Annotated in this window: 15 protein-coding genes; 6 read left to right on the forward strand and 9 right to left on the reverse strand. The window is 40.0% G+C overall.

Annotated elements, in window-relative coordinates; translation table 11 throughout:
- The first annotated feature begins 313 nt into the window (after positions 1-313).
- Positions 314-685 carry a hypothetical protein gene (locus tag SYN7509_RS0219455; RefSeq protein WP_009632541.1) on the forward strand — a complete coding sequence of 124 codons (372 nt, stop codon included), beginning with the start codon at positions 314-316 and terminating at the stop codon, positions 683-685.
- 41 nt (positions 686-726) lie between these two features.
- Here the strand turns inward: SYN7509_RS0219455 and SYN7509_RS0219460 are convergent, their stop codons facing one another.
- The 3 genes from SYN7509_RS0219460 to SYN7509_RS0219470 are packed head-to-tail and all read right to left on the reverse strand — an operon-like array spanning position 727 to position 5527.
- A complete protein-coding gene (locus SYN7509_RS0219460) occupies positions 727-1503 on the reverse strand; it encodes a peptidoglycan recognition protein family protein (RefSeq protein WP_009632540.1) in 777 nt (258 codons plus the stop codon).
- A gap of 49 nt (positions 1504-1552) precedes the next feature.
- Positions 1553-2668, reverse strand: a complete 1116-nt coding sequence (recF, locus tag SYN7509_RS0219465; protein ID WP_028954447.1) for a DNA replication/repair protein RecF — start codon at positions 2666-2668, stop codon at positions 1553-1555.
- Positions 2669-2722: 54 nt separating this feature from the next.
- Complete coding sequence (locus SYN7509_RS0219470; protein WP_009632538.1) at positions 2723-5527, reverse strand: cation-translocating P-type ATPase; 2805 nt, start codon at positions 5525-5527, stop codon at positions 2723-2725.
- A 234-nt stretch (positions 5528-5761) separates the two neighbouring features.
- Between SYN7509_RS0219470 and SYN7509_RS0219475 the strand changes: the two genes are divergently transcribed.
- The 3 genes from SYN7509_RS0219475 (at position 5762) to rpsU (ending at position 8256) form a co-directional block, all read left to right on the forward strand.
- Positions 5762-7429: a transglutaminase domain-containing protein gene (locus SYN7509_RS0219475; RefSeq protein ID WP_009632537.1), complete on the forward strand. Its 1668-nt coding sequence runs from the start codon at positions 5762-5764 to the stop codon at positions 7427-7429.
- Between the two features lie 184 nt (positions 7430-7613).
- Complete coding sequence (locus SYN7509_RS0219480) at positions 7614-7937, forward strand: RNA recognition motif domain-containing protein (RefSeq protein ID WP_009632536.1); 324 nt, start codon at positions 7614-7616, stop codon at positions 7935-7937.
- 139 nt (positions 7938-8076) lie between these two features.
- Complete coding sequence (gene rpsU, locus SYN7509_RS0219485) at positions 8077-8256, forward strand: 30S ribosomal protein S21 (RefSeq protein WP_009632535.1); 180 nt, start codon at positions 8077-8079, stop codon at positions 8254-8256.
- 117 nt (positions 8257-8373) lie between these two features.
- Here rpsU and pth read toward each other — a convergent pair whose 3' ends face one another.
- From pth to psbH, 3 genes are all read right to left on the reverse strand, one after another.
- Positions 8374-9009: an aminoacyl-tRNA hydrolase gene (pth, locus tag SYN7509_RS0219490; protein ID WP_009632534.1), complete on the reverse strand. Its 636-nt coding sequence runs from the start codon at positions 9007-9009 to the stop codon at positions 8374-8376.
- An 18-nt stretch (positions 9010-9027) separates the two neighbouring features.
- The gene (locus tag SYN7509_RS0219495; RefSeq protein WP_009632533.1) at positions 9028-9342 is read right to left on the reverse strand and encodes a TatA/E family twin arginine-targeting protein translocase; all 315 of its coding nucleotides are present in this window, start codon (positions 9340-9342) and stop codon (positions 9028-9030) included.
- A gap of 128 nt (positions 9343-9470) precedes the next feature.
- Complete coding sequence (gene psbH / locus SYN7509_RS0219500; RefSeq protein ID WP_009632532.1) at positions 9471-9680, reverse strand: photosystem II reaction center phosphoprotein PsbH; 210 nt, start codon at positions 9678-9680, stop codon at positions 9471-9473.
- A gap of 84 nt (positions 9681-9764) precedes the next feature.
- Here psbH and psbN point away from each other — a divergent pair, with 84 nt between their 5' ends.
- Entirely contained in the window at positions 9765-9896 is a 132-nt protein-coding gene (psbN, locus tag SYN7509_RS0219505) for a photosystem II reaction center protein PsbN (RefSeq protein ID WP_009632531.1), read from the forward strand.
- 105 nt (positions 9897-10001) lie between these two features.
- On the opposite strand, the gene SYN7509_RS0219510 is transcribed toward psbN, so the two are convergent.
- The gene (locus SYN7509_RS0219510; protein ID WP_009632530.1) at positions 10002-13220 is read right to left on the reverse strand and encodes an alpha-mannosidase; all 3219 of its coding nucleotides are present in this window, start codon (positions 13218-13220) and stop codon (positions 10002-10004) included.
- Positions 13221-13302: 82 nt separating this feature from the next.
- On the opposite strand from SYN7509_RS0219510, the gene SYN7509_RS0219515 reads away from it, so the two are divergent.
- The gene (locus SYN7509_RS0219515) at positions 13303-14715 is read left to right on the forward strand and encodes a hypothetical protein (RefSeq protein ID WP_009632529.1); all 1413 of its coding nucleotides are present in this window, start codon (positions 13303-13305) and stop codon (positions 14713-14715) included.
- Between the two features lie 66 nt (positions 14716-14781).
- Here the strand turns inward: SYN7509_RS0219515 and SYN7509_RS0219520 are convergent, their stop codons facing one another.
- On the reverse strand, positions 14782-16884 hold the full coding sequence (locus SYN7509_RS0219520) for a cytochrome-c peroxidase (protein ID WP_009632528.1): 2103 nt from the start codon (positions 16882-16884) through the stop codon (positions 14782-14784).
- A gap of 602 nt (positions 16885-17486) precedes the next feature.
- Positions 17487-19655 (reverse strand): selenide, water dikinase SelD, encoded by a 2169-nt coding sequence (gene selD / locus SYN7509_RS0219525; RefSeq protein WP_009632527.1) that lies wholly within the window; start codon positions 19653-19655, stop codon positions 17487-17489.
- Positions 19656-19818: the final 163 nt, after the last annotated feature.

Here is a 19818-nt window from a genome sequence, read left to right on the forward strand (position 1 = left end):
TCGTAGTAATTCTATTATTATTTACTTAAGGACTTTGCTTCTCACAAATATAAAAATAATATTTTGACGGTTAAACTTAAGTATACATTTCTTTCTTTAGTTAAATTTCTACTTAAGCGTATTTAATTATACATAAGCTATTGATTTGGAGAAAGATCGAAAGTTGTCAATAAAGTAAATTTATTAAGGTAGTAATTTATAGCTTTGAGCTATGAAAATTTATAAATAACTTCTGCACCTTATAGTAGATGTACTGTTAAAAATAGGCATTCAGAATTGATAGGTAGGTATTGAAGAACTTAAGGTAATTACTATGGATAGCAATAAAATTATTGAACAATATTTAGCAATTAGTAATTCTGTTACTCAGACAAACCAAAATGAAGTAAAACTAGAAAATGTAAAACCTATAGGTGATGTTGCCTCCGATCAGATAGTATTTTGGGGAATTACTGGTTTTGCAGTTTGTTGGGTAGCAATCTTTTTTATGTTATCTAAAAGGGTAAGATTTGCACGTAAGGAAATTGCTGTTAATATCAAAGTTTTACATCAGATTCCGTGCAAAAATTGTAAGTTTTACTCTAGCGATCCTCATCTTAAGTGTGCGGTAAATCCTTCAACAGTGCTAACAGAAAAAGCAATTGATTGTTCTGATTATACTGCTAAAGAAAATAAATTATCTTAATTTAGTTGCCGCTTAAAAAAAATATATAACTACATTTTTGACTAGCGATAAGACTTTAATAACCGAAAAAACTTGTTAATATCGAAACTTCTGGGATCGATTCTTGAACCTGAACGATCTACGGCTTTATGGGTAGTAATTCGAGCTTCTGGAACTCTACTTTGAGCGATTAACCAAGCAAGCGAATTGTATTGCACCTGTGTATAACCGCTATGGCTTTTACGATTGTTTCGACCATCCGGCGGGGTTTCAAACGCAACATGATAAGCAAAATTATTCACCGAAGGGGGAAACTGTAAATGGGTTTTTACAGTTTCAATTCCCTTTGCACCTCTAAATACAGAATTACCTGCACCAAAAGCCCGAAACTGTGGCGGTACTATATAAACAACTGTTCCATCTAACTTAATTAAAGCGTGATAGCTTACTTGAGCATTCTCATTAGTATGAGGAGTTTGAAAATTGTTTATAGCACTTGCAGCAGAATTAACAGTTTCATGAATAACTACAATTGATTGATTATTTACAGGTAAGCCATTAACATTTTGAGTATAACGCTGTCCGTAGTTGTTGGGATGCGCCCAGCTAATTTCGTATCTAGGCTGATAATTGGCTACAAACTCAACTTTATTAATTTGGTGGCTAGAGGTAGTTTTAGAAACTTTTTCGGGCGGAATAATTGGAATTGTAACAATAGCAGGCATTGATGTAATGGCTTGATTTTCTTGAGGCTTTTGTCCAACAATTACAACAATAATTAAAGCTGCCAACTGGGAAAAAATTAGTAATCCTCTAGCGATCCAAGTATTACCTCTCATTAGGCTTAGTTTTTAACTACAATAAATATTATTATAGTCGGTTCTATATTCATGTTGATATTTGCCCAGCACAAACTTTGAGAATTTGCGAAGATTTTAACCACTGAGCATCAAAAGAACCAAGATGAGTAGTAGTAATTAGAGTTTGAAATCGGTCTTGAATGGCATCTAGTAGTTGATTTTGACGGTTTAAATCCAGTTCTGCTAAGACATCATCAAGTAATAATAGAGGGGGTTCGCCAATAACTTCTTCAATTAATTTTAGTTCTGCAAGTTTGAGAGCTAATACTAAAGTGCGTTGTTGACCTTGAGAACCATAGGATCTGGCGGGAGTTTGATTAATAATCAACTCAATTTCGTCGCGGTGAGGGCCAACTAAAGTAGTTCCTTGATGAAATTCTGCGACTTCTCTAGTAGCAATTTTTGTTAAAAAAGCTTGCTGTACTTGCTCCGGTTCGTTGTGTTCAGTGGAAATATTTGGGGCATATTTTAGTTCTAATAATTCGGTACTACCACTAATGCTAGAGTGCCAAGCAGAGGCAATAGGAGCTAATCTTTCTACAGCCCGCGATCGCCTTCTCGTGACTCTAGAGCCTGTAACAGCTAACTGCACGTTCCAAAGCGCCAATTCTTGCTGGCTTTCTTTAATCCCCAATTCTTGAACTTTCTTTAAAAAAGCATTGCGCTGTCGCAATACTTGGTTGTACTGCTGCAAAATGTAGGCATAAATCGGTTCTAGCTGAATTAATAAAGTATCTAACCAATGACGGCGTTGTTCGGGTCCACCCCGCACTAAGTCTAAATCTAAGCTAGAAAACTGTACGGCATTTAGTACCCCCAAAAAATCCAACTGACGGCGCAGAGTTTCGCTATTTTTAGCAACACTGCGGCGACCGTTGCGACGTAAGGTTATAGATAAGTCGCTAATGCCATTAAGACGTTCAATAGTGGCGCTAATTTGCCCTACTGGTTCAGATTCTCTCACTAGATCACGATCGCGGCTGTTACGGTGCGATCGCAAAGTAGCTAATAATTCCACTGCTTCTAGTAAATTTGACTTTCCCTGAGCATTATCGCCAACTAAAATTGTTTTTGGGGCAAGAAAGTCTATTTTTTGCTCTTGGTAGTTGCGAAATTGGCGAATTTGTAGAGTTTTTAGGTACATAGTGTAGGGGCGCATAGGTGCGCCCTAAAAGCAGAATTTAGCTAAAAATCCCTTCTATGCTTTCTTTTTAACCAAGCGCACAAACAATTTTTCGCCTTCAATCCAGACAAACATTAAAGCACTAAAGCCGAAACAAATAGCTAGTTCAAAAGGAGATAGGTAGTAAGTGCCAAAAAATTGCTGTAAGGGTGGGACGTAAACTAGCAATAGTTGTAAGCAAGTTGTAACTACGACCGCCGCTAGCAAAAAGGGATTAGATAGAGGATTTAGCTCTATTGTTAGCTGGGTATTGGAACGAATGGCGATCGCGTGTCCCATTTGAGCAATACACAAAGTAGTAAATACCATTGTTTTCCAAGTGTTGGGATCGCGGGGATAACCAGGAGCATTAGTATAGCCGTAAGCCCATACCATTAAAGCAATGGTGATGATTGCAAAGACAATCCCAATTCTTACCATATAAGAACCTAATCCCCTAGCAAAAATGCTTTCGCGTGGATTAAAAGGCGGACGATTCATTACGTTTGGTTCGGCGGGTTCTACAGCTAAAGCTAGTGCTGGTACGCCATCAGTAACTAAGTTCATCCACAAAATTTGTAATGGACTTAAGGGAATCCCACTTAGTCCTAAAATTGGAGCGGCGGCGATCGTAATTACTTCCCCGATATTGCTACCCAAAATGTACTTAATAAAGCGGCGAATATTGGTGTAAACAACTCTACCTTCTTCGGTTGCGGCGACGATGGTAGCAAAGTTGTCATCTAGCAAAACCATGTCGCTTGCTTCTTTACTCACATCTGTACCTGTGATGCCCATAGCGATACCGATATCGGCTTGTTTGAGTGCCGGGGCATCGTTGACTCCATCGCCCGTCATAGCTACGAATCTGCCCCGCTTTTGCAAGGCTTGGACGATGCGTAATTTGTGTTCCGGGGAAACTCTGGCATAGATGCTAACTAAATCTACTTCTTTTTCTAACTCCTCTTGGCTCATGCGTTCCAATTCTTGCCCAATTAAAACGCGATCGCTTGCTTGAGCAATTCCTAAATCCGCCGCGATCGCTCTAGCCGTTAATTGGTGATCTCCAGTAATCATAATTGGACGAATCCCCGCTTGGCGACACTTGGCTACAGCATCTCTTACTTCTGGACGTGGTGCGTCGAGCATTCCCACTAAACCTAGCCAAACTAATCCAGCTTCTTCGGTTTCTTGAGAGTTGTCTGGGGGTATATTTGCAAGGGGTTTGTAAGCAAAACCCAAGACTCGCAAGCCGTTACTTGCCATTTGGTCGTTTTGGGTTAAAATTTGCGCTCTTTGTTCTTGGCTAACGGGGACAATTTGTTCGCCTGTGTGAATGCGATCGCATCTTTCTAAAGTTAATTCTGGTGAACCCTTTGTAAACATTACATAGTTTTGTGCCTCTAATAAGCCATTTTGTAATGCTTGGCTGCTAACTTCTGGTTCTACCGTACAAATAACGCTCATCCGCTTGCGTTCGGAGGAAAAGGGAAATTCAGCGACGCGGGGTAAACGAGCTTGCCATTGATCTCTTTCTACTCCAGCTTTACCCGCCAAAGATAGTAAAGCGCCTTCAGTGGGATCGCCGATAATAATCCATTGTCCTTGGTCTTGTTGCAAGTTTGAATCGTTACAAAGGGCGCAAGCAACTAACAATGCTTGTAATTCTGGGTACTCTTGACTATTAGTTTTAGTTCCATCGATTTGAAACTCCCCATTGGGTTCATAACCTTCCCCAGTAACTTTAAAAGCGCGGTGATTTGTGTAGGCATTTTGCACCACCATTTTATTTTGCGTCAATGTCCCAGTTTTATCTGAGCAAATAGTTGTGACGCTGCCAAGAGTTTCTACGGCGGGGAGTTTACGAATTAATGCTTTGCGTTTTACCATCCGTTGCGTTCCCAAAGCAAGCGTAACGGTAATTACGGCGGGTAAGCCTTCAGGAACTACCGCTACAGCCATACTTAAAGACACTTCTAGCAAGCCTTCAAAAGCTCCCCATCCGGCGCGGAGTACGCCTACTCCTACTACTAAAGCCACTAAAGCTAAAGAGCCAGAAACTAAGACATTTCCTAGTTGTTCCATTCTCTTTTGCAAAGGCGTAGGTTCGCTTTCCACCGACTGCAACAGCGCTGCAATGCGCCCCAGTTCGGTTTGCATTCCCGTACCCGTAACGATCGCTTTGGCGCGTCCTTGGACGATCTCAGTGCCTTGAAACACTAAATTAAGGCGATCGCCTAATGAAGTATCTTCAGGCAATTGCAACTCGGCTTGCTTTTCAACAGCGTGAGCTTCTCCAGTTAAAGCCGATTCCCGCACTTGCAAATTAGATTCTTCGAGTAAGCGTCCGTCGGCAGCTAATTGTACGCCTGCTTCTAAAAGCATTACATCCCCTGGGACTAATTCTTTAGCAGCAACTTCGCTCAGTCTACCGTCTCGTAAAACGCGCACTAAGGGCGAGGAAAGGCGTTTGAGGGCGGCTAGAGCTTTTTCGGCGCGGCTTTCTTGGAGGTAGCCCAAAATACCGTTAAGAATCACAATTAAAGAAATGGCGATCGCATCTTTGGGAAAACTGCCGCTTCTAAGATCCAAAATTGCTGATACCACAGCTACAGCAATCAACATCAACAACATGATGTTTTTGAACTGATCAATCAAAATTACAAATGGGCTGCGTCCAGCAGTCTCCTGTAACTCGTTTGGGCCGTATCGCTCTTGGCGTTGCTGTACTTCAGTAGAGCTTAAACCTAGAGTGCGATCGCTTCCCAGCACTTGTAAGGTTTTGTCAATTTCTAAGTTGTGCCAGACGGAGGGTTCTTTAGGTAGAGAATTTGCAGACATGGGGTAGTTTTAAGTAAAATACTTACTAAAAATCATAGTGGAGCTAATATCTATTGAGCTTAAAAATTAAACTTATTGGCTCAATTTGTCATTTTTGCTGTTTTTGTGCTAAAAAAGCTCAAGTTACAGCGCGTACAGATTAAAGTTACAAAACTTGTTTAGGATTGGTATTAGGTTGTTAGTTGCTCTTTAGTAATTAGCCACCTAAAAATTAATCTACTAAATAAATTTAGTATGAATCCTGTGAACTCGGTTTCCCTCAGCAATGATACGTCAGGACGACGGAGAACAATTAGACCCATTGGTGCTGCTGCAATTGCTGGCATTACTTTTTTGGGGGATCGACTCCTGGCTATTGATACGGTAAAAGGGCATTTATTACAAATAGATCCCACTAACGACAATACAACGATTCTCAATACTCTCCAGGCAGCAGATTTTGTTGATGTAACTGGTTTGTGCCTATGGGAAGATACTTTATGGTTTGCACAAGGTGACACCGTTTACTTCTGTCCTAAGGGAGAATTTCAACTCAAATCTTTTGTAACTTTGCCTTATCAAGCTGATGGCGTTGCAGTTTGGGAGTCTACGGTTTATGTTACTTGCCAAAAAGCAGGCTATATTTTGATCTACGATCGCAATACCCGCAGGCAAATTACCAAATTCTACGCGCCAGGGGTAGGAATCGAAAATATTACTATTCGCGGCGAAGAAATTTGGGTTAGCGATATCACCGAACAAACGGTATATTGTCTCGACAGGGCAACCGGAGCAATTAAGTTTAGCGTTCTAACTCCTTTTGAACGTCCTACAGGTTTAGCTTTTCATACTAATTCTGAAACTAATGTATCGACGCTGTACATAGCTTACGCTGGAGAGGAAGCTTATATTCGAGATAATCCCAATGCTGACCCCTCCCACGAATTAACTTACCGCGATCGCACTTTTATCCATCCTCTCGATTTTCACTTCAATCCCCAAGGACGTTTTGCCCTTTCTAATGGCTATTTAATCGAAGCGTCTTATGTGGAAGAAATAGCACCCCTAGAGGAAGTTGATATTAAACAAGTAGAATGGCGCATTGCTTTACCATCAGAAAGCGATCGCCAAAAAGTTAGAAGTATTGAAAGCGTTGGCGTACCTTTTATTACTGAAGAAGTAAGCGGACAAAAAGTCGCAGTATTTAAGTTTGATAGTCTTAAACCCGGCGAACGACATATTTTTGGTTGGAAAGCTTTAATTGAAGTGCGTTCTATTAAGTATCGCCTTACGCCTAAAGATATCGAAAAAATCCCCGAATTAGACAAAGAAATGACTTTGCGTTATTTGGTAGATGATGATGATTTAGCAATGGATACACCAATCGTTACTCGTGCTGCCCGTGAAGCTATTGGTACAGAAACAAATCTGTTGCGGAAAATGTACAATATCCGCAATTACGTTTACGACCAACTTTCCTATGGTATTAAGCCTCATATTGATAGCCCAGATATCGCCTTAGAACGGGGCGTTGGTTCTTGTGGTGAGTACGTAGGGGTTTTACTTGCTTTATCGCGCTTAAATGGCATCGCTTGCCGCACTATTGGGCGTTATAAATGTCCTCCCTTACCGGAACAAAAAAACGTCCCTCTGCAACCAGATTTTAATCATGTGTGGTTAGAATTTTACGTGCCGGGAATTGGTTGGCTACCTATGGAATCAAACCCCGATGATGTCTCTGATACTGGCCCTTATCCATCACGGTTTTTTATGGGTTTAGCTTGGTATCATATTGAAATTGGTAAAGGGATTACTTTTGAAACTTTTACATCTTCTGGTGTCAAGTTAGAAGATATTTCAATTGGAGACTTGGCGATTAATCACATTCGGTTTACAATTCTTGAAGAATTGCCAGGTTTTTGAGAACTTCAGAGCGTTGCTGCCATTGGCTTGAGGGCAAGCCAGAGGTAACGATTGTGTGTTAAAATATCAACCGTGAGTCAGATTCGGTTGAAGGCTTTGTTATTTGCTACAAAACCTTTTTTTCTATGCCGACGGGTATATCTCCGAACTGGAGCGTTTTTACATTGATTTTTGGAGATATTTCATGTCGATTTATGTAGGGAACTTATCCTACCAGGTGAATGAGGAAGACGTTACGGCAGTCTTCAAAGAATACGGAAATGTGAAGCAAGTACAAGTTCCGATGGATAGAGAAACTGGTCGTCCTCGTGGTTTTTGTTTTGTAGAAATGGAAACGGAGGCAGAAGAAACGGCGGCTATTGATGCTCTAGATGGCGCGGAATGGATGGGACGCAATTTGAAAGTCAATAAAGCCAAACCCCGCGAAGATCGTGGCGGACGTTCCGGTGGTGGAAATCGCGGCGGTGGTAATAGATTTTCTCGTGGTGGCGGTGGCGGCGGCTATTAAGCCCGAATTTATATTTGCATTGTAAGGGTGCAAATCATTGCACCCTTACAAATATAATTTTTGCTAACCAAAGCCAGAATTGATAGCCAATAGTGAAAGGTTTTTTTATAATGAAAGTTACGAATTAATAGGAGTAAGAATGACCCAAGTTGTATTAGGCGAAAATGAAGGCATAGACTCAGCTTTACGTCGGTTTAAACGGCAAGTTTCAAAGGCAGGAATTTTGGCTGATGTTAAGTATCATCGGCATTTTGAAACGCCCCTTGAGAAACGCAAGCGCAAATTAGTTGCCGCTAGACGCAAACGTCGCTTCAGATAAAAGTATTATTTGCGATCGCAGCTTGGTTTGTCAGGAATAAACAAACTTTAGTTATTTGCATACATTAAAAAAGCGGACGGGGAAGTATAAACCCTATCCGCTTTCTAGTTTTGTTTATCAATCGCTTTTTACCAAAATACTGCGACTGTTGTAGCGATTCATCGCTTGTTCTACTCCTTGCTTTAAGCAAAGTTCTACGCAATCTACCACTACGTTGAGAACTTCTGTAACTATGGGGGATTCTTTCGCGTCAAATTGTCCTAGTACATAAGAAATAGTTTTTGCATCATCGCCAGAAGCCGCATTTTGAGGTTTTCCGATGCCTATCCGCAGCCTAGGAAAGTTTTGCAATCCCAAATGTGCGATCGCGCTTTTCATGCCATTATGACCTCCTGCCGAGCCAGACAAGCGCAAGCGCAGTTTTCCTAGGGGCAAATCCATATCATCGTAAATAATTAATACCGATGTTGGCGGCAACTTAAACCAATCAATCACGGCGCGAATTGATTGCCCGGAACAATTCATATAAGTAAGCGGTTTTAGTAACCTAACTTTATTTAATTGCTTTTGTCCTTCGCCAAATTCTCCTTGATATTTGCGGTTTTCTGAGAGATTTATTTGCCAAGCGCGGGCGAGTTCATCAATGGCTGCAAAGCCGATATTATGGCGAGTGCGATCATACTTTGGTCCAGGATTACCTAAGCCAACAATTAGTTGGGGAATTACTATTTGGGAAGCTTGAGCTTCAGTCATTAGAATTATTGTTAATTTTTAGCTAGGTTCGGAAGTAGCAACAGCTTGACTTTCTGCCTCTGGGGTGGCGGAATGTTCGGCTATGTTTTCCGCCGCAATTGGGGCGGGAGTGATTTGTTTTGGTTCAATTTCGGCGGTAGTTTTGACGGCGGTTTCTATTTGCTCGGCTTCGCGTTTGAATTCATTTTCAAAATCTTTAGAGGCATCTTGAAAGCTGCGAATTGCCTTACCCATACTTCTACCTATTTCCGGGAGTTTTTTCGGACCAAATATTAGCAGCGCTACCACCATAATCAACGCCATTTCTGGTAAACCAATTCCAAAGACATTCATAAATACAACTCCTACAACTTCTTTACGATCTTAGCTTAGGAGAAGTAGCTCCTTGGGTATCATTTCAATAAAAAACCCGGACAAGCCGGGAAAAAATACCATCTAAGTAAAAATGCAAATATTGCTATTTAGTTGCCTAAAGTTGTCCAATCAGGGGTTATGTCTACTCTTTCAATCAATAGCGATGAGTTGTAGATTTGCAGAATAATCAGCAAAAAGACAAAAAATAGCAGCATAAACACAGCCATTACGGGTGTTGTTCCCCAACCGCGAGCAACTTTACCGTATTCAGAGTTTAGGGGTCTGAGGATTTCTCCTAACCAAGTCCGTTGTGCCATAACTTACCGTTTAATAAATTCTAGAAGCTTTTTTTAATGTTCTGTAATATTCTATAGGAATAGCACTCATAATTAAAATAGGTCATGGAACCCGCAACAGTTCTTAGCATTTCCGTCTTTGCGATCGTCATTGCCATTACGGGTTTATCGATATACACGTCTTTTGGCCCTCCTTCAAAAGAATTAAGCGATCCCTTTGAAGACCACGAAGATTAAATTTATACTTTTTTTGACTTAAAGTCCTAATTACCGAGTGTTTGGTGTGAATTGAGGCTAAACACTTAAGTAATTTCTGGGTAGAGCAAGAATCAAGATTTAGCTTTAACTAATGCGATCGCACTTATCCGCTTCAATTACAAAATTAGCTATTTTCCAAGGCTTAATATCAAGGCTTGTTTGAGTCGGAAACTCTAAAATATCTACTTGTTGAGCTACTTCTAATCCCAAAACACTTTGCAAAGTTACCTTTTCGGCGACTAATCCATAACACTCGTAGCAGCGCAAAATCCACTCTTTGGGGTTGTCCTCCGATTGTTTAAAGGCAGTTATTACTAGATTGTCGGCGGATAGATTTAGAAAACTCCCAGCTTTTGGTAGAGTACCTGTTTTAGCTTCAGAAGTTGCGGGTAGTTGAATTACTTGGAAAGGTATATTTAATTCGTAGCCATGCTGGACAGTCTGGGCGGCTTGCCAAGTTCCAGAGTGAGGATAAATAGCATAAGTAAATTCGTGATGTCCTTTATCAGCTTCAGGATCTGGCCAACTAGCACTTCTAAGCAAAGTGAGGCGTAGTTGGTTTGGTTCGCTATCGTAGCCATATTTGCAATCATTGAGCAAACTTACACCGTAGTTATCATTGCTTAAATCTGCCCAACGTAAAGCCGGGACTTCCCACTTAGCTTTTTGCGCGGGTGTTGTAGGTTTAGTTAGTCTAGAAATAGTCCCAAAAGGAATTTCGTAGGTAGCGCTATCGGTTTCAAAACTGAAGGGAAAAGCAGCTTTTACTAATACTTCCCTGTCTTGAAAGTCTACGGTGGTAGCTATTTTTAGGATGGGTGAATCTTTCTGTAGGATGTAATCGCAGCAAAACTCCGATTTTCCTAATTGTCTTACTACTCGTAAACGGGTTTGAATTGCTCCTTTTTCCAGCCATTCAATAGATTTTAATTGCGATGATTCTAAAGGATATTGTTTATAGTTTGGGTCTATATTCCAAGCATCCCAATATTGACCATTATCTTTATAAGCTTGTAGTTGATTTCCTCCGCTTTTGTTGAGGATTTCTTTATTGTTAATTTTGTCTAAAATACTGGCTAAATCACCACTATTACTATCGACAATTACCCGGAATAAATTATTCTCTAAAACCCAATCTTTTGTCTCTAAACTATTAATTTGACTAAGGAGGCAGTTTTCTGGTAAATTTAAAATGCTATTCTGGCTTATACTATTGCCTGTAGGTACTGAATCCCGATTTTTGGACGTATTTGCAGTAGTTTCAGCCGTTTCAGAACTTAGCCAAAACAAAGAATAGCCTACGCTCTCTACTTTTTTTGCTAAAAATACTAAAGTTGTTTCGCTGGTAAGCTGGGTAAGGAGTTTATCGCCACAATGGTTGTATACGTGCCATTTGCGCCCTGGATTGGGTAAAGAAATTGTGACTATTTGGGAAGAAACCCAGTTGAGAGGGTTGAAGACAATAACTGGGATACTGTTCGGTTGGGGTGGAGAAGGCAGAGTAATTAGAGATGCGATCGCCTTCAAAGATTTCTCTATCAACTCTGTAGTAATTTGTTCTACTTCCTGCCAATCTGCGTTTGCATCTACATACACTTGGTGAATAGACGAACCGGGAAGAATATCATGGAATTGGTTGATAAGTGTCTTTTTCCATGCTGCCTCTATCTCCGCTTTGGGATAGGTCGTATTAGCGCTGATAGTGGCTAGGGAAGCAAATAATTCTGCTTGGTATAGCAAACCTTCACATCGGCGATTAAAACGCTTTTGGTCGGCGTGGGTGGTGTAGCAACCGCGATGAAATTCTAGATATAGTTCGTCGTCCCAGACGGGAAAATCATCAGGAGTTGCTTGGATGTCTTGTAAATATTCCTCTGTAGTGGTGAATTTTGGAGTCGGGAATAAAGGCGACGAATCCCAGCGTTTGGCTAATTCCAACATATCGCGGGTAGGGCCACCACCATGATCGCCAACTCCTGGCAACCACATAGACGATCGCAAATTAGTTTGCTTTTCATAGTTGTAACTAAAAGTTGCCATCTTGACGGGATCTATACCTTCACCAATGGGCGCAGACATGAGACTAAATAATTCTGTACCATCAGGCGATCGCCACCAAAATGCAGCATGAGGAAATTTGGTTGTATCGTTCCATAGCAATTTTTGGGTAACAAAGTATTTAATCCCACCACTAGCAAAAATTTGAGGTAAGGTTGCACAAAAACCAAAAGTATCTGGCAGCCAAGCAACAGTAGAAATTTTGCCGAATTTTTCTAAAACATAACGCTGTCCATAGAGTAATTGACGTACTATAGATTCGCCATCAATTAGATTAAGTTCTGGCTCTACCCACAAGCCGCCGACAACTTCCCAACTTCCAGCAGTTACTTGTTTTTGAATAGCTGCAAATAAGTCTGGACAATGTTGTTCTATATAGCTATAAATTGCTGGGGTGGAGTGACAAAAAGTTAATTGAGGATATTCTGTTTGCAATTGTAAAACTGATGTAAAAGTCCGCGCTGCAACTTCCCAGGTTTCGCTAATTGCCCACAGCCAAGCTAAATCTAAATGAGCGTGTCCAACTAAATAAATCTGTCGCTGTTTGATTTGATAGCTAAAACTTTCTACATATTTAGAGCGTAGTTGTAAAAGACTCTGCTCAAACTTAGCTTTATCTGGCAAGGCCGACCAATCAAGAGTTACATCAATTTGCAAAGGTGAATTGCTGCCAATGGTTGTTAAATATTGCTGCACAATTGCTAACTCATCTGCAACAAAACTAGGTTCGGGGATTTCCTCATTATTTGATTGATAAATAAGTTGACTTTTTACTAATGCGCCGTTGTCGTGACTGGGACTTACTAGGCGCAAAGCAACAATTATTTCTTGTTTTGGTGTAACTTCTGAACTAAGTAAAATTCTTGTCGAACAATCAAATAAATCTCCTTCTTGAACGAGCTTACCGTCAACAAAAATTTGAGCTTCTTCCGCCCACCAAAGTAGAGAAAGTCTTAAAGATAAACCTGTTAATGGATAGTTTTGCAGAGTTTCGGGAACGACTATTTTTTGGACTAACCACAATACTTTTTGTCCTCTAACCCAAGGAATATGACCTTTTTCGTTTAACTTTTCTTGCCGCCAGCGATCGCAATTAGTGGGTGCTAAATCTCCTAAAACTTCAGTAATGGAAATATCGGCTTGGTATATTTGCCATTGGGGGAGAATGTCTAATTGACTTAGCGATCGCAAACGGGCGATCGTCTCAGATAATAAGTTAGTAAATTCAGGAGTTAAATAGTACATAATTTCGATAAGATTGGGACATATATTAAACCCGTGAAGGCGCAAATTATTTTTTGCACTTCTCTACCACGCTAATAATCTTATGGCTTCTGCTTCTTCTCACCGCTATCAAAGCAGACTTTTTAGTTTTATTCATAAGCAATCGCGCATCTTGACAAATCGGCTCAGTCGTGCATTGAAATCTTTGCAATCTGCTACCAGTTGGATAACGCCGATAGTATTTTATCCATCCTTGCCACAATCGGCTTCAAAACAAAATTTACTTCAGTTACCAAACTCGCCGCTAACGGTGGATACACCAATTAAACAAGTCTTGCTTTTAGTTGAAACTTTACCTTCACAAGAGCCTGTAACTACAGCACCATCTAAAAATTTATTAGTTTTTTTGTGGAATAAGTTTTTTCCTAAAGCCAATACAAAATTAGTTACTACTGCCAATTCTTCCCAACTCCTAGAGATTAGAAACAATAATACTCCTAATTCCTTAGCCCAAAACAGTCCTAAAGTCCAGGGAATAGCAAGCTTAATATCTAACCGTTTACTTGTATTAGTTTCTCCTGCTAATGAGATTTTAGATATTTTAACTAGCCAACAACAGCAGGTATTGGAAGCACGAATTATTAGCGAAGTTACAAGTTGGCGGTTACAAAGATTACTACCATCAAAACCAGCTACTACCAAGCAACTCCCAGCGCGTCACAGCTGGTTATTAGCGCCCGTAAAGGTTATTAGCAGTATTGCTGATTGGACTCAAAGAGATAAACAGCAAGGAAAATTAAGTATTTTTCCCCAGGATGCGATCGCATCCCTAGACCTCACCATTGCAAAATTTGAAACGGAGAATTTAGCACCTATAGCCAGTGTTACAAAGGGTTTTCAGATTCAGGGATTGATTTGGGCAGCAATAGATTATTTTTTTGGCGATCGCACTTCTAAATTACCCCAACCTACCACAAATAACTTAGAAGATCCTTGGCTAACAATGAGCGATTTATTTGGAAGTGAAGTAGCCGAACAATCTTTAATTTTAGATAATCCTGCAAACTCAAAAATTGCTTACTTGCCAGAAGATAAAAACTTAACTCGCTCTTCTCAAGAATTAAATAAGTATTCGTTGCGAAATTTATTTAGTCGCGGGCGACAGCTAATTCAAAAAGACTCAGCTTCCTTGTCTGTACAAACTCCCCAAATTACCAAGATTTTAGTTAAAAATCAACAACAAAAACCTTCTAGCTTAATAAGTCAAAATCATAATATATCCCAAAAACTAAAAGCAATAGTTACTCTAAAGTCACCCTCTTTAAACTTAGGTAATAGCGTTGCTGTAAAATCTTCCGAGCGCTTAGAACATACGCCAGACTGGATTGAAACCAATGCAACAACAATGGGCTATGTAAAGCATCCCTTAGAACAACTACTAGAATGGCTAGACCTGGCGATGTTGTGGTTAGAAAATATGTTAGTTAAGGTTTGGTATTGGTTACAAAAACGTTAAATAGTTGCCAATAAAAAAGTACAGGCTATTATGCCTGTACTGAAAATCAATTAGATTTAGAGAAAATTAAGAAGCTTTGGCTAGAAAATTGTTAGTATCTATCTTTGACCCACCATTACGACCAACCGCAGGAATTTCTAACATATCAACGGTAGCTCTACCCGTACCGTCATTAGTGACAGAATTAGTACCGCCGGGATGACCGTTAGTAATAAACAATTGTGGGTGATCGAAAGGTGCTTTTTCCAAACGAACGCGCTCGTCAGTTAACGATTGTAAAAAAGCTACTAAAGCGTTTTGTTCATCTTCATTTAAACCAAGATTTACAATATCAGGATCGAGATCCTTAATATTTTGTTCGTGGAAATCTCCACCTCGGTTGTAAAACTCTACAACTTGCTTAAGATTTAACTGTCCACCATTGTGGAAATAAGGAGCAGTTAGTTCAATGTTACGCAAGCCAGGAGTTTTAAAAGAGCCATCAACAGCAACTCTTTCTGTTGCACTAATTGGGGGACTCAAATTAGGATCTGTAAACTTACCTTGTTGCGCCATTCGAGAATCGGATAATGGATTACCAAAAGGATCTTTTCCGCCTACACCCAAATCTTCTAAGGTAGGTCGAACCCCAATGTTATAAAAGCCATTATCGTAAACTGCAACACCGCCATCGCCCATTTCCATCCGTTCTAAACGCTCGTTTTTTACGTTTCTAACTGAAGCATTGGTAAACTCCGGGCCACCGTGACAATTGATACACTTAGCTTTACCTTCAAAAAGCTCTTTTCCTTGCTTTTGTTGGGAGGTTAAAGCGCTGCTATTACCATCAAAATACTGGTCAATAGGTGCATTATTAGAAACTAAAGTAGATTCATACAACTGAATTGCCAATCCCATAAATAATGAGAAATTGTAATCCATTAGCGTAAACTCGTTAGTAGCCAATGCGCCTTGAGGTTGCTTGAAAATCCGATTACCGTCTGTACCGACTTGAATAATTTGCTTAGAATCCCACCATTGACGTTGAAAAGCATCTTGAATCATCGTCTCGTAGTTTTTCAACTTCAAGCCTAGTTTTGGTGCTTGACTGTACTTACCTAGTACGCTGTCGTCTGGGTGGACAATTTGTTTTCCTAGGGGTGTAAGATATTTTAGCTTTTTACCAGTCTCTCTAGGCAGCTTTTTCACCTTGACTCTATCAAATTTTTGACCGATATCAGGAAAAACACGACCAGTAGCAGATTCCTCAACCGAACTCAGGGGTGGCCCTACCGCCTGGGAAGCCGCCGAAGCATTGTTTAGACTGATTTTGACCTTTTCTAACGCTGACTGCTTTGTAGGCGCTTTAAGGACGTAAGCATTGGGATCTCTTGAACCAAAGGGATTTACGCCATTAAAGTCATTTTGAGCGCGTCCATCCCAGAAACTACGGAAGTTAAATATAGTATTGATGGTGCTAGGAGAATTACGTTCTGTAACTTGGCGGACATTTGTACCGTCAATGTTAAATACCCGGTCTGGCTGTACGGTGGCACTATCTACCGCACTACCAGGAACTATGTCATTAAACTTAGTTAAATCGATACCTTGAGAGCCAGCAATATCATTAGTATCTGATAAAACTGTGGAATTGCGATCGCCTGGATTTGATAATTTATGAAAGGGGAAATCTCCAGGTTTGAGGGTATAGTTTAATCCACCGATATCAAAAGTTTCATCAGGGTTGGGACTACCATCAGCATTTACACGCAATAATCCAGGACTAAGTTGATTTTTAGCCCTCGTATCTGCACCGGCATGAAAGTGGCAACTAGCGCAAGATTGCAACCCGTCGCTTCCCACCTGCATATCCCAAAATAAAGATTTTCCCAGTTCAATTGCGGCAGTTTTATTTTTAACAAACTCGCCTAAATTGCTAGGTTCAGGGATAGATACGCTTTTTAATGAACCTAGAGGTTGAGAAGGCGGTAATACTTGTGCTGATACTGTATGTCCAGCCAAAATTGCTGTCGTTACTAAAGCTGCGATCGCTACGCTACTTTTTAGGCGTTTTGAAGCTTTAATAATTAATGCTAAAAACCTATTTGGTATAAGTACAATGTTGCGTAACAACACACGCAATTTTAATACTATTTTAGCACTTGCTTTTTTTAAATCTGACTCCGGCAAGTTACCAATCTCCCTGTATTTACTATTTATTGCACGACAAAATTTAGCAAGAACTTTCCTAGCGTCTTGCTATCAGAGAGGGCGATTATTGCTTTTTCATTGTTTGGTCAAACATCTATAAGTAGTTGTTTAACTTCAAACCTGGTTATTGGTAATAACCCAAAAGCTTTTGTTCTGACTTTTTCCAACTTCAGTTTAAATTGAGATTTTAGTAGAGATTGTCACTTTTGATTGTGGGCGATCGCTACTAGATTTTCTCACCCCATCCTAAAGTTAGCTAAAACTATTTCATTTAATAGCTATAAAGCCAAGGACTTTTTTAGTTTTACACACCCAAATATTTTGAATGTCTAAGAAATGAATAGGATATGTAAACTTTATGTATAAGATACGTGCAAAGTAAAATCTATATCTTAAGTAGTAGCAATGCTCAATCGATTATTGGCTGAATATCTTTAACGAAAATAGTGAGCTAGGATGGCAAAAGTAATTTCTCCAATAATCCAAGTCCAACGCTCTACGGATTGAACTTTAAAAAGTTACAAATTAAAAGTGATTAACAAAGCTTTTTAAATTCAACTCAACCAAAAAGGCGATCGCACTTAGAAATTGAGATGTACCCGATAATCTTCTGAATGCTGGACAATACGACCGATAATTATAGCTTGCGGATATCCTAAAGCTTGTAATTGAGCAACGCAAGCATTGGCAACTTCTTTAGGAATTGCTGCTAATAAGCCGCCCGATGTTTGCGGATCAAATAGGACTGGATAATTTAATAAGTCGCAAACTTTTTCTATATTGTCGATATAACGTGAAAATTGGAGGTTCTCAGGATGCAAAGAACTAAATATTCCTCTTTGTAAGGTAACTCTTGCTCCTGCTAATACTGGTATAGCGTCAAGGTTTAATTCCACACTAACGTTAGAAGCTTTCACCATTTCTATTAAGTGTCCAAGAAGTCCAAAACCTGTAATATCTGTACAGGCTGTAACTCCATATTCCATTAAACAAGTAGCTGCCGCTTGATTAGATAACAGCATTGATTCAATTGCGCTATCAATCCACTGATTTTTAGCTAAACAGCGCATAGCTGCGGCAAACAATGTTCCCGTACCTAGAGGTTTAGTTAATATTAATAATTGCTCTGGTTGCATCCCGGCTTTTTTGAGTAGTTGATTGGGACTAACTAAGCCATTACAAGATAAACCAAAACCTAATTCCAATCCTGCGGTAGTGTGTCCGCCAATTAAAGGAATTTGTGCTTGATTTAAAACTTTGAGAGCGCCAGATAATAGTTGATAAAGAGTTTCTTCAACTTTGGATTCAGTCGCGTAGGGAATAGATGCGATCGCAAGTACACTTTGAGGAGTTGCACCCATAGCAAAAATATCGCTCAAACAATGATTGGCGCTGATTTGTCCAAAAATAAACGGGTCATTTACTAAGGCACGAAAATAGTCAATAGTATGTACCATTAATTTACCTTGTGGTACTTCTACTACCGCCGCATCGTCTGGCGCATCCAAACCAATAATAATATCCGGGGTGTTTTCAATTCTGTCTAAGCGTTGCAATACGCGCTCTAAAACTGTACTTCCAACTTTTGAGCCACAACCAGCACAACGCATAGCTTCTACAGGTTCAGACATTGATGGTAATTTGTGAAAACGCGCCATAAACTGACGATCAATTTTGTCTTTCCAATTCCACAGCAAACGCGATGCACCAGTACCGAAATTACCCCAAGAGGCGATCGCTTTTCCGTCTCCTGTACCAATTAAACTTAAATAGTTTTTTTGCGGCTTATAGGGCTGTAAAGGCTGCGATAATAAAGTTTTTTGTAAGTTATTAAACAAGGGTTTTCCCTGTCTAACCGCAAATACCCCAGCTTTGGGACGCGGATAATTAACCATTGTGGCAATATCTCCCGCCGCAAAGATATTTGGATGAGAAACAGCTTGTAAATAATCGTTTACTTGTATAAATCCTTGGGAATCAGTAACAAGTCCGCACTCTTTAATCCAACTAGGTGCAGAGGCTTGAGTTACCCAAAAAATGCGATCGCATTCTATTTTTAATCCTGACTTACAACTAATTTTATTTGGCTGTACCTCGGTAACAGTTTCTTGCAGATGTAAATTAATTCCCTTGGAAGTCAACACTTTTTGCAAACAGCGACGCACTCCACCGCCATAATGAGGCATAATTTCCACCTCTTTATGAAACAAGTGAATTTCTTGGTTTTGCAAAGGTCCTTGCATGGCTAAAGCTAATTCCACACCCCCCGCACCACCGCCAACAATCCCCAAACTTAGAGGCTTTTCTACAGTTTCAACTATTTGTTGCCATTGAGTTAGAAGCTTGGCTACTGGTTTAGCGGCGATCGCATACTCCCTAGCACCGGGTACATTTATACTAGCGGGAGTGCTGCCAATATCTATAGATAGTAGGTCAAAAGCTACCGGCGGACGATGGGCGCACAAAACTTGTTTATTAACTAAATCTAACCCGACAACGGTATCAATATATAGTTGCGCTTGGGCAAATTGAGCCAAACTCCGCAAATTTATATGACATTCCTCATGGGTATAAAATCCGGCAATATGACCGGGTAACATTCCTGAATAAGGTGTATTGGATGACTCAGTAATTAGGGTTAGTCGCACCCCTTCTAGAGGCTTCATAGCCCACATTCTCAGCGCGATCGCGTGACTGTGACCGCCACCAATTAGCACTAAATCTTTAGTAATCGGAGTGCTTGTCTGCATAGAAGTTAGGAATTTGATTAATTGCGGCTTATTCTTCTATCTTGCTGCTTTTTCAGCCGGAGGTTAACTTTGCCACGATGTCTTTCTTTAGCCATACGCACAAATTTCCTAAATAAGCAAAAATATTGAGATATATTAATTAGAGTGCTAAGTTTTTTATAAA

The organism is Synechocystis sp. PCC 7509 (assembly GCF_000332075.2).
Lineage (GTDB): Bacteria > Cyanobacteriota > Cyanobacteriia > Cyanobacteriales > Chroococcidiopsidaceae > Aliterella.

Coding starts and splice junctions, on each gene's coding strand:
- psbH (WP_009632532.1), bottom strand. CDS start 9,680: ATGGCACAACGGACTTGGTTAGGAGAAATCCTCAGACCCCTAAACTCT.
- SYN7509_RS0219475 (WP_009632537.1), top strand. CDS start 5,762: ATGAATCCTGTGAACTCGGTTTCCCTCAGCAATGATACGTCAGGACGA.
- SYN7509_RS0219455 (WP_009632541.1), top strand. CDS start 314: ATGGATAGCAATAAAATTATTGAACAATATTTAGCAATTAGTAATTCT.
- recF (WP_028954447.1), bottom strand. CDS start 2,668: ATGTACCTAAAAACTCTACAAATTCGCCAATTTCGCAACTACCAAGAG.
- SYN7509_RS0219515 (WP_009632529.1), top strand. CDS start 13,303: ATGGCTTCTGCTTCTTCTCACCGCTATCAAAGCAGACTTTTTAGTTTT.
- pth (WP_009632534.1), bottom strand. CDS start 9,009: ATGACTGAAGCTCAAGCTTCCCAAATAGTAATTCCCCAACTAATTGTT.
- selD (WP_009632527.1), bottom strand. CDS start 19,655: ATGCAGACAAGCACTCCGATTACTAAAGATTTAGTGCTAATTGGTGGC.
- SYN7509_RS0219495 (WP_009632533.1), bottom strand. CDS start 9,342: ATGAATGTCTTTGGAATTGGTTTACCAGAAATGGCGTTGATTATGGTG.
- SYN7509_RS0219480 (WP_009632536.1), top strand. CDS start 7,614: ATGTCGATTTATGTAGGGAACTTATCCTACCAGGTGAATGAGGAAGAC.
- psbN (WP_009632531.1), top strand. CDS start 9,765: ATGGAACCCGCAACAGTTCTTAGCATTTCCGTCTTTGCGATCGTCATT.
- rpsU (WP_009632535.1), top strand. CDS start 8,077: ATGACCCAAGTTGTATTAGGCGAAAATGAAGGCATAGACTCAGCTTTA.
- SYN7509_RS0219470 (WP_009632538.1), bottom strand. CDS start 5,527: ATGTCTGCAAATTCTCTACCTAAAGAACCCTCCGTCTGGCACAACTTA.
- SYN7509_RS0219510 (WP_009632530.1), bottom strand. CDS start 13,220: ATGTACTATTTAACTCCTGAATTTACTAACTTATTATCTGAGACGATC.
- SYN7509_RS0219460 (WP_009632540.1), bottom strand. CDS start 1,503: ATGAGAGGTAATACTTGGATCGCTAGAGGATTACTAATTTTTTCCCAG.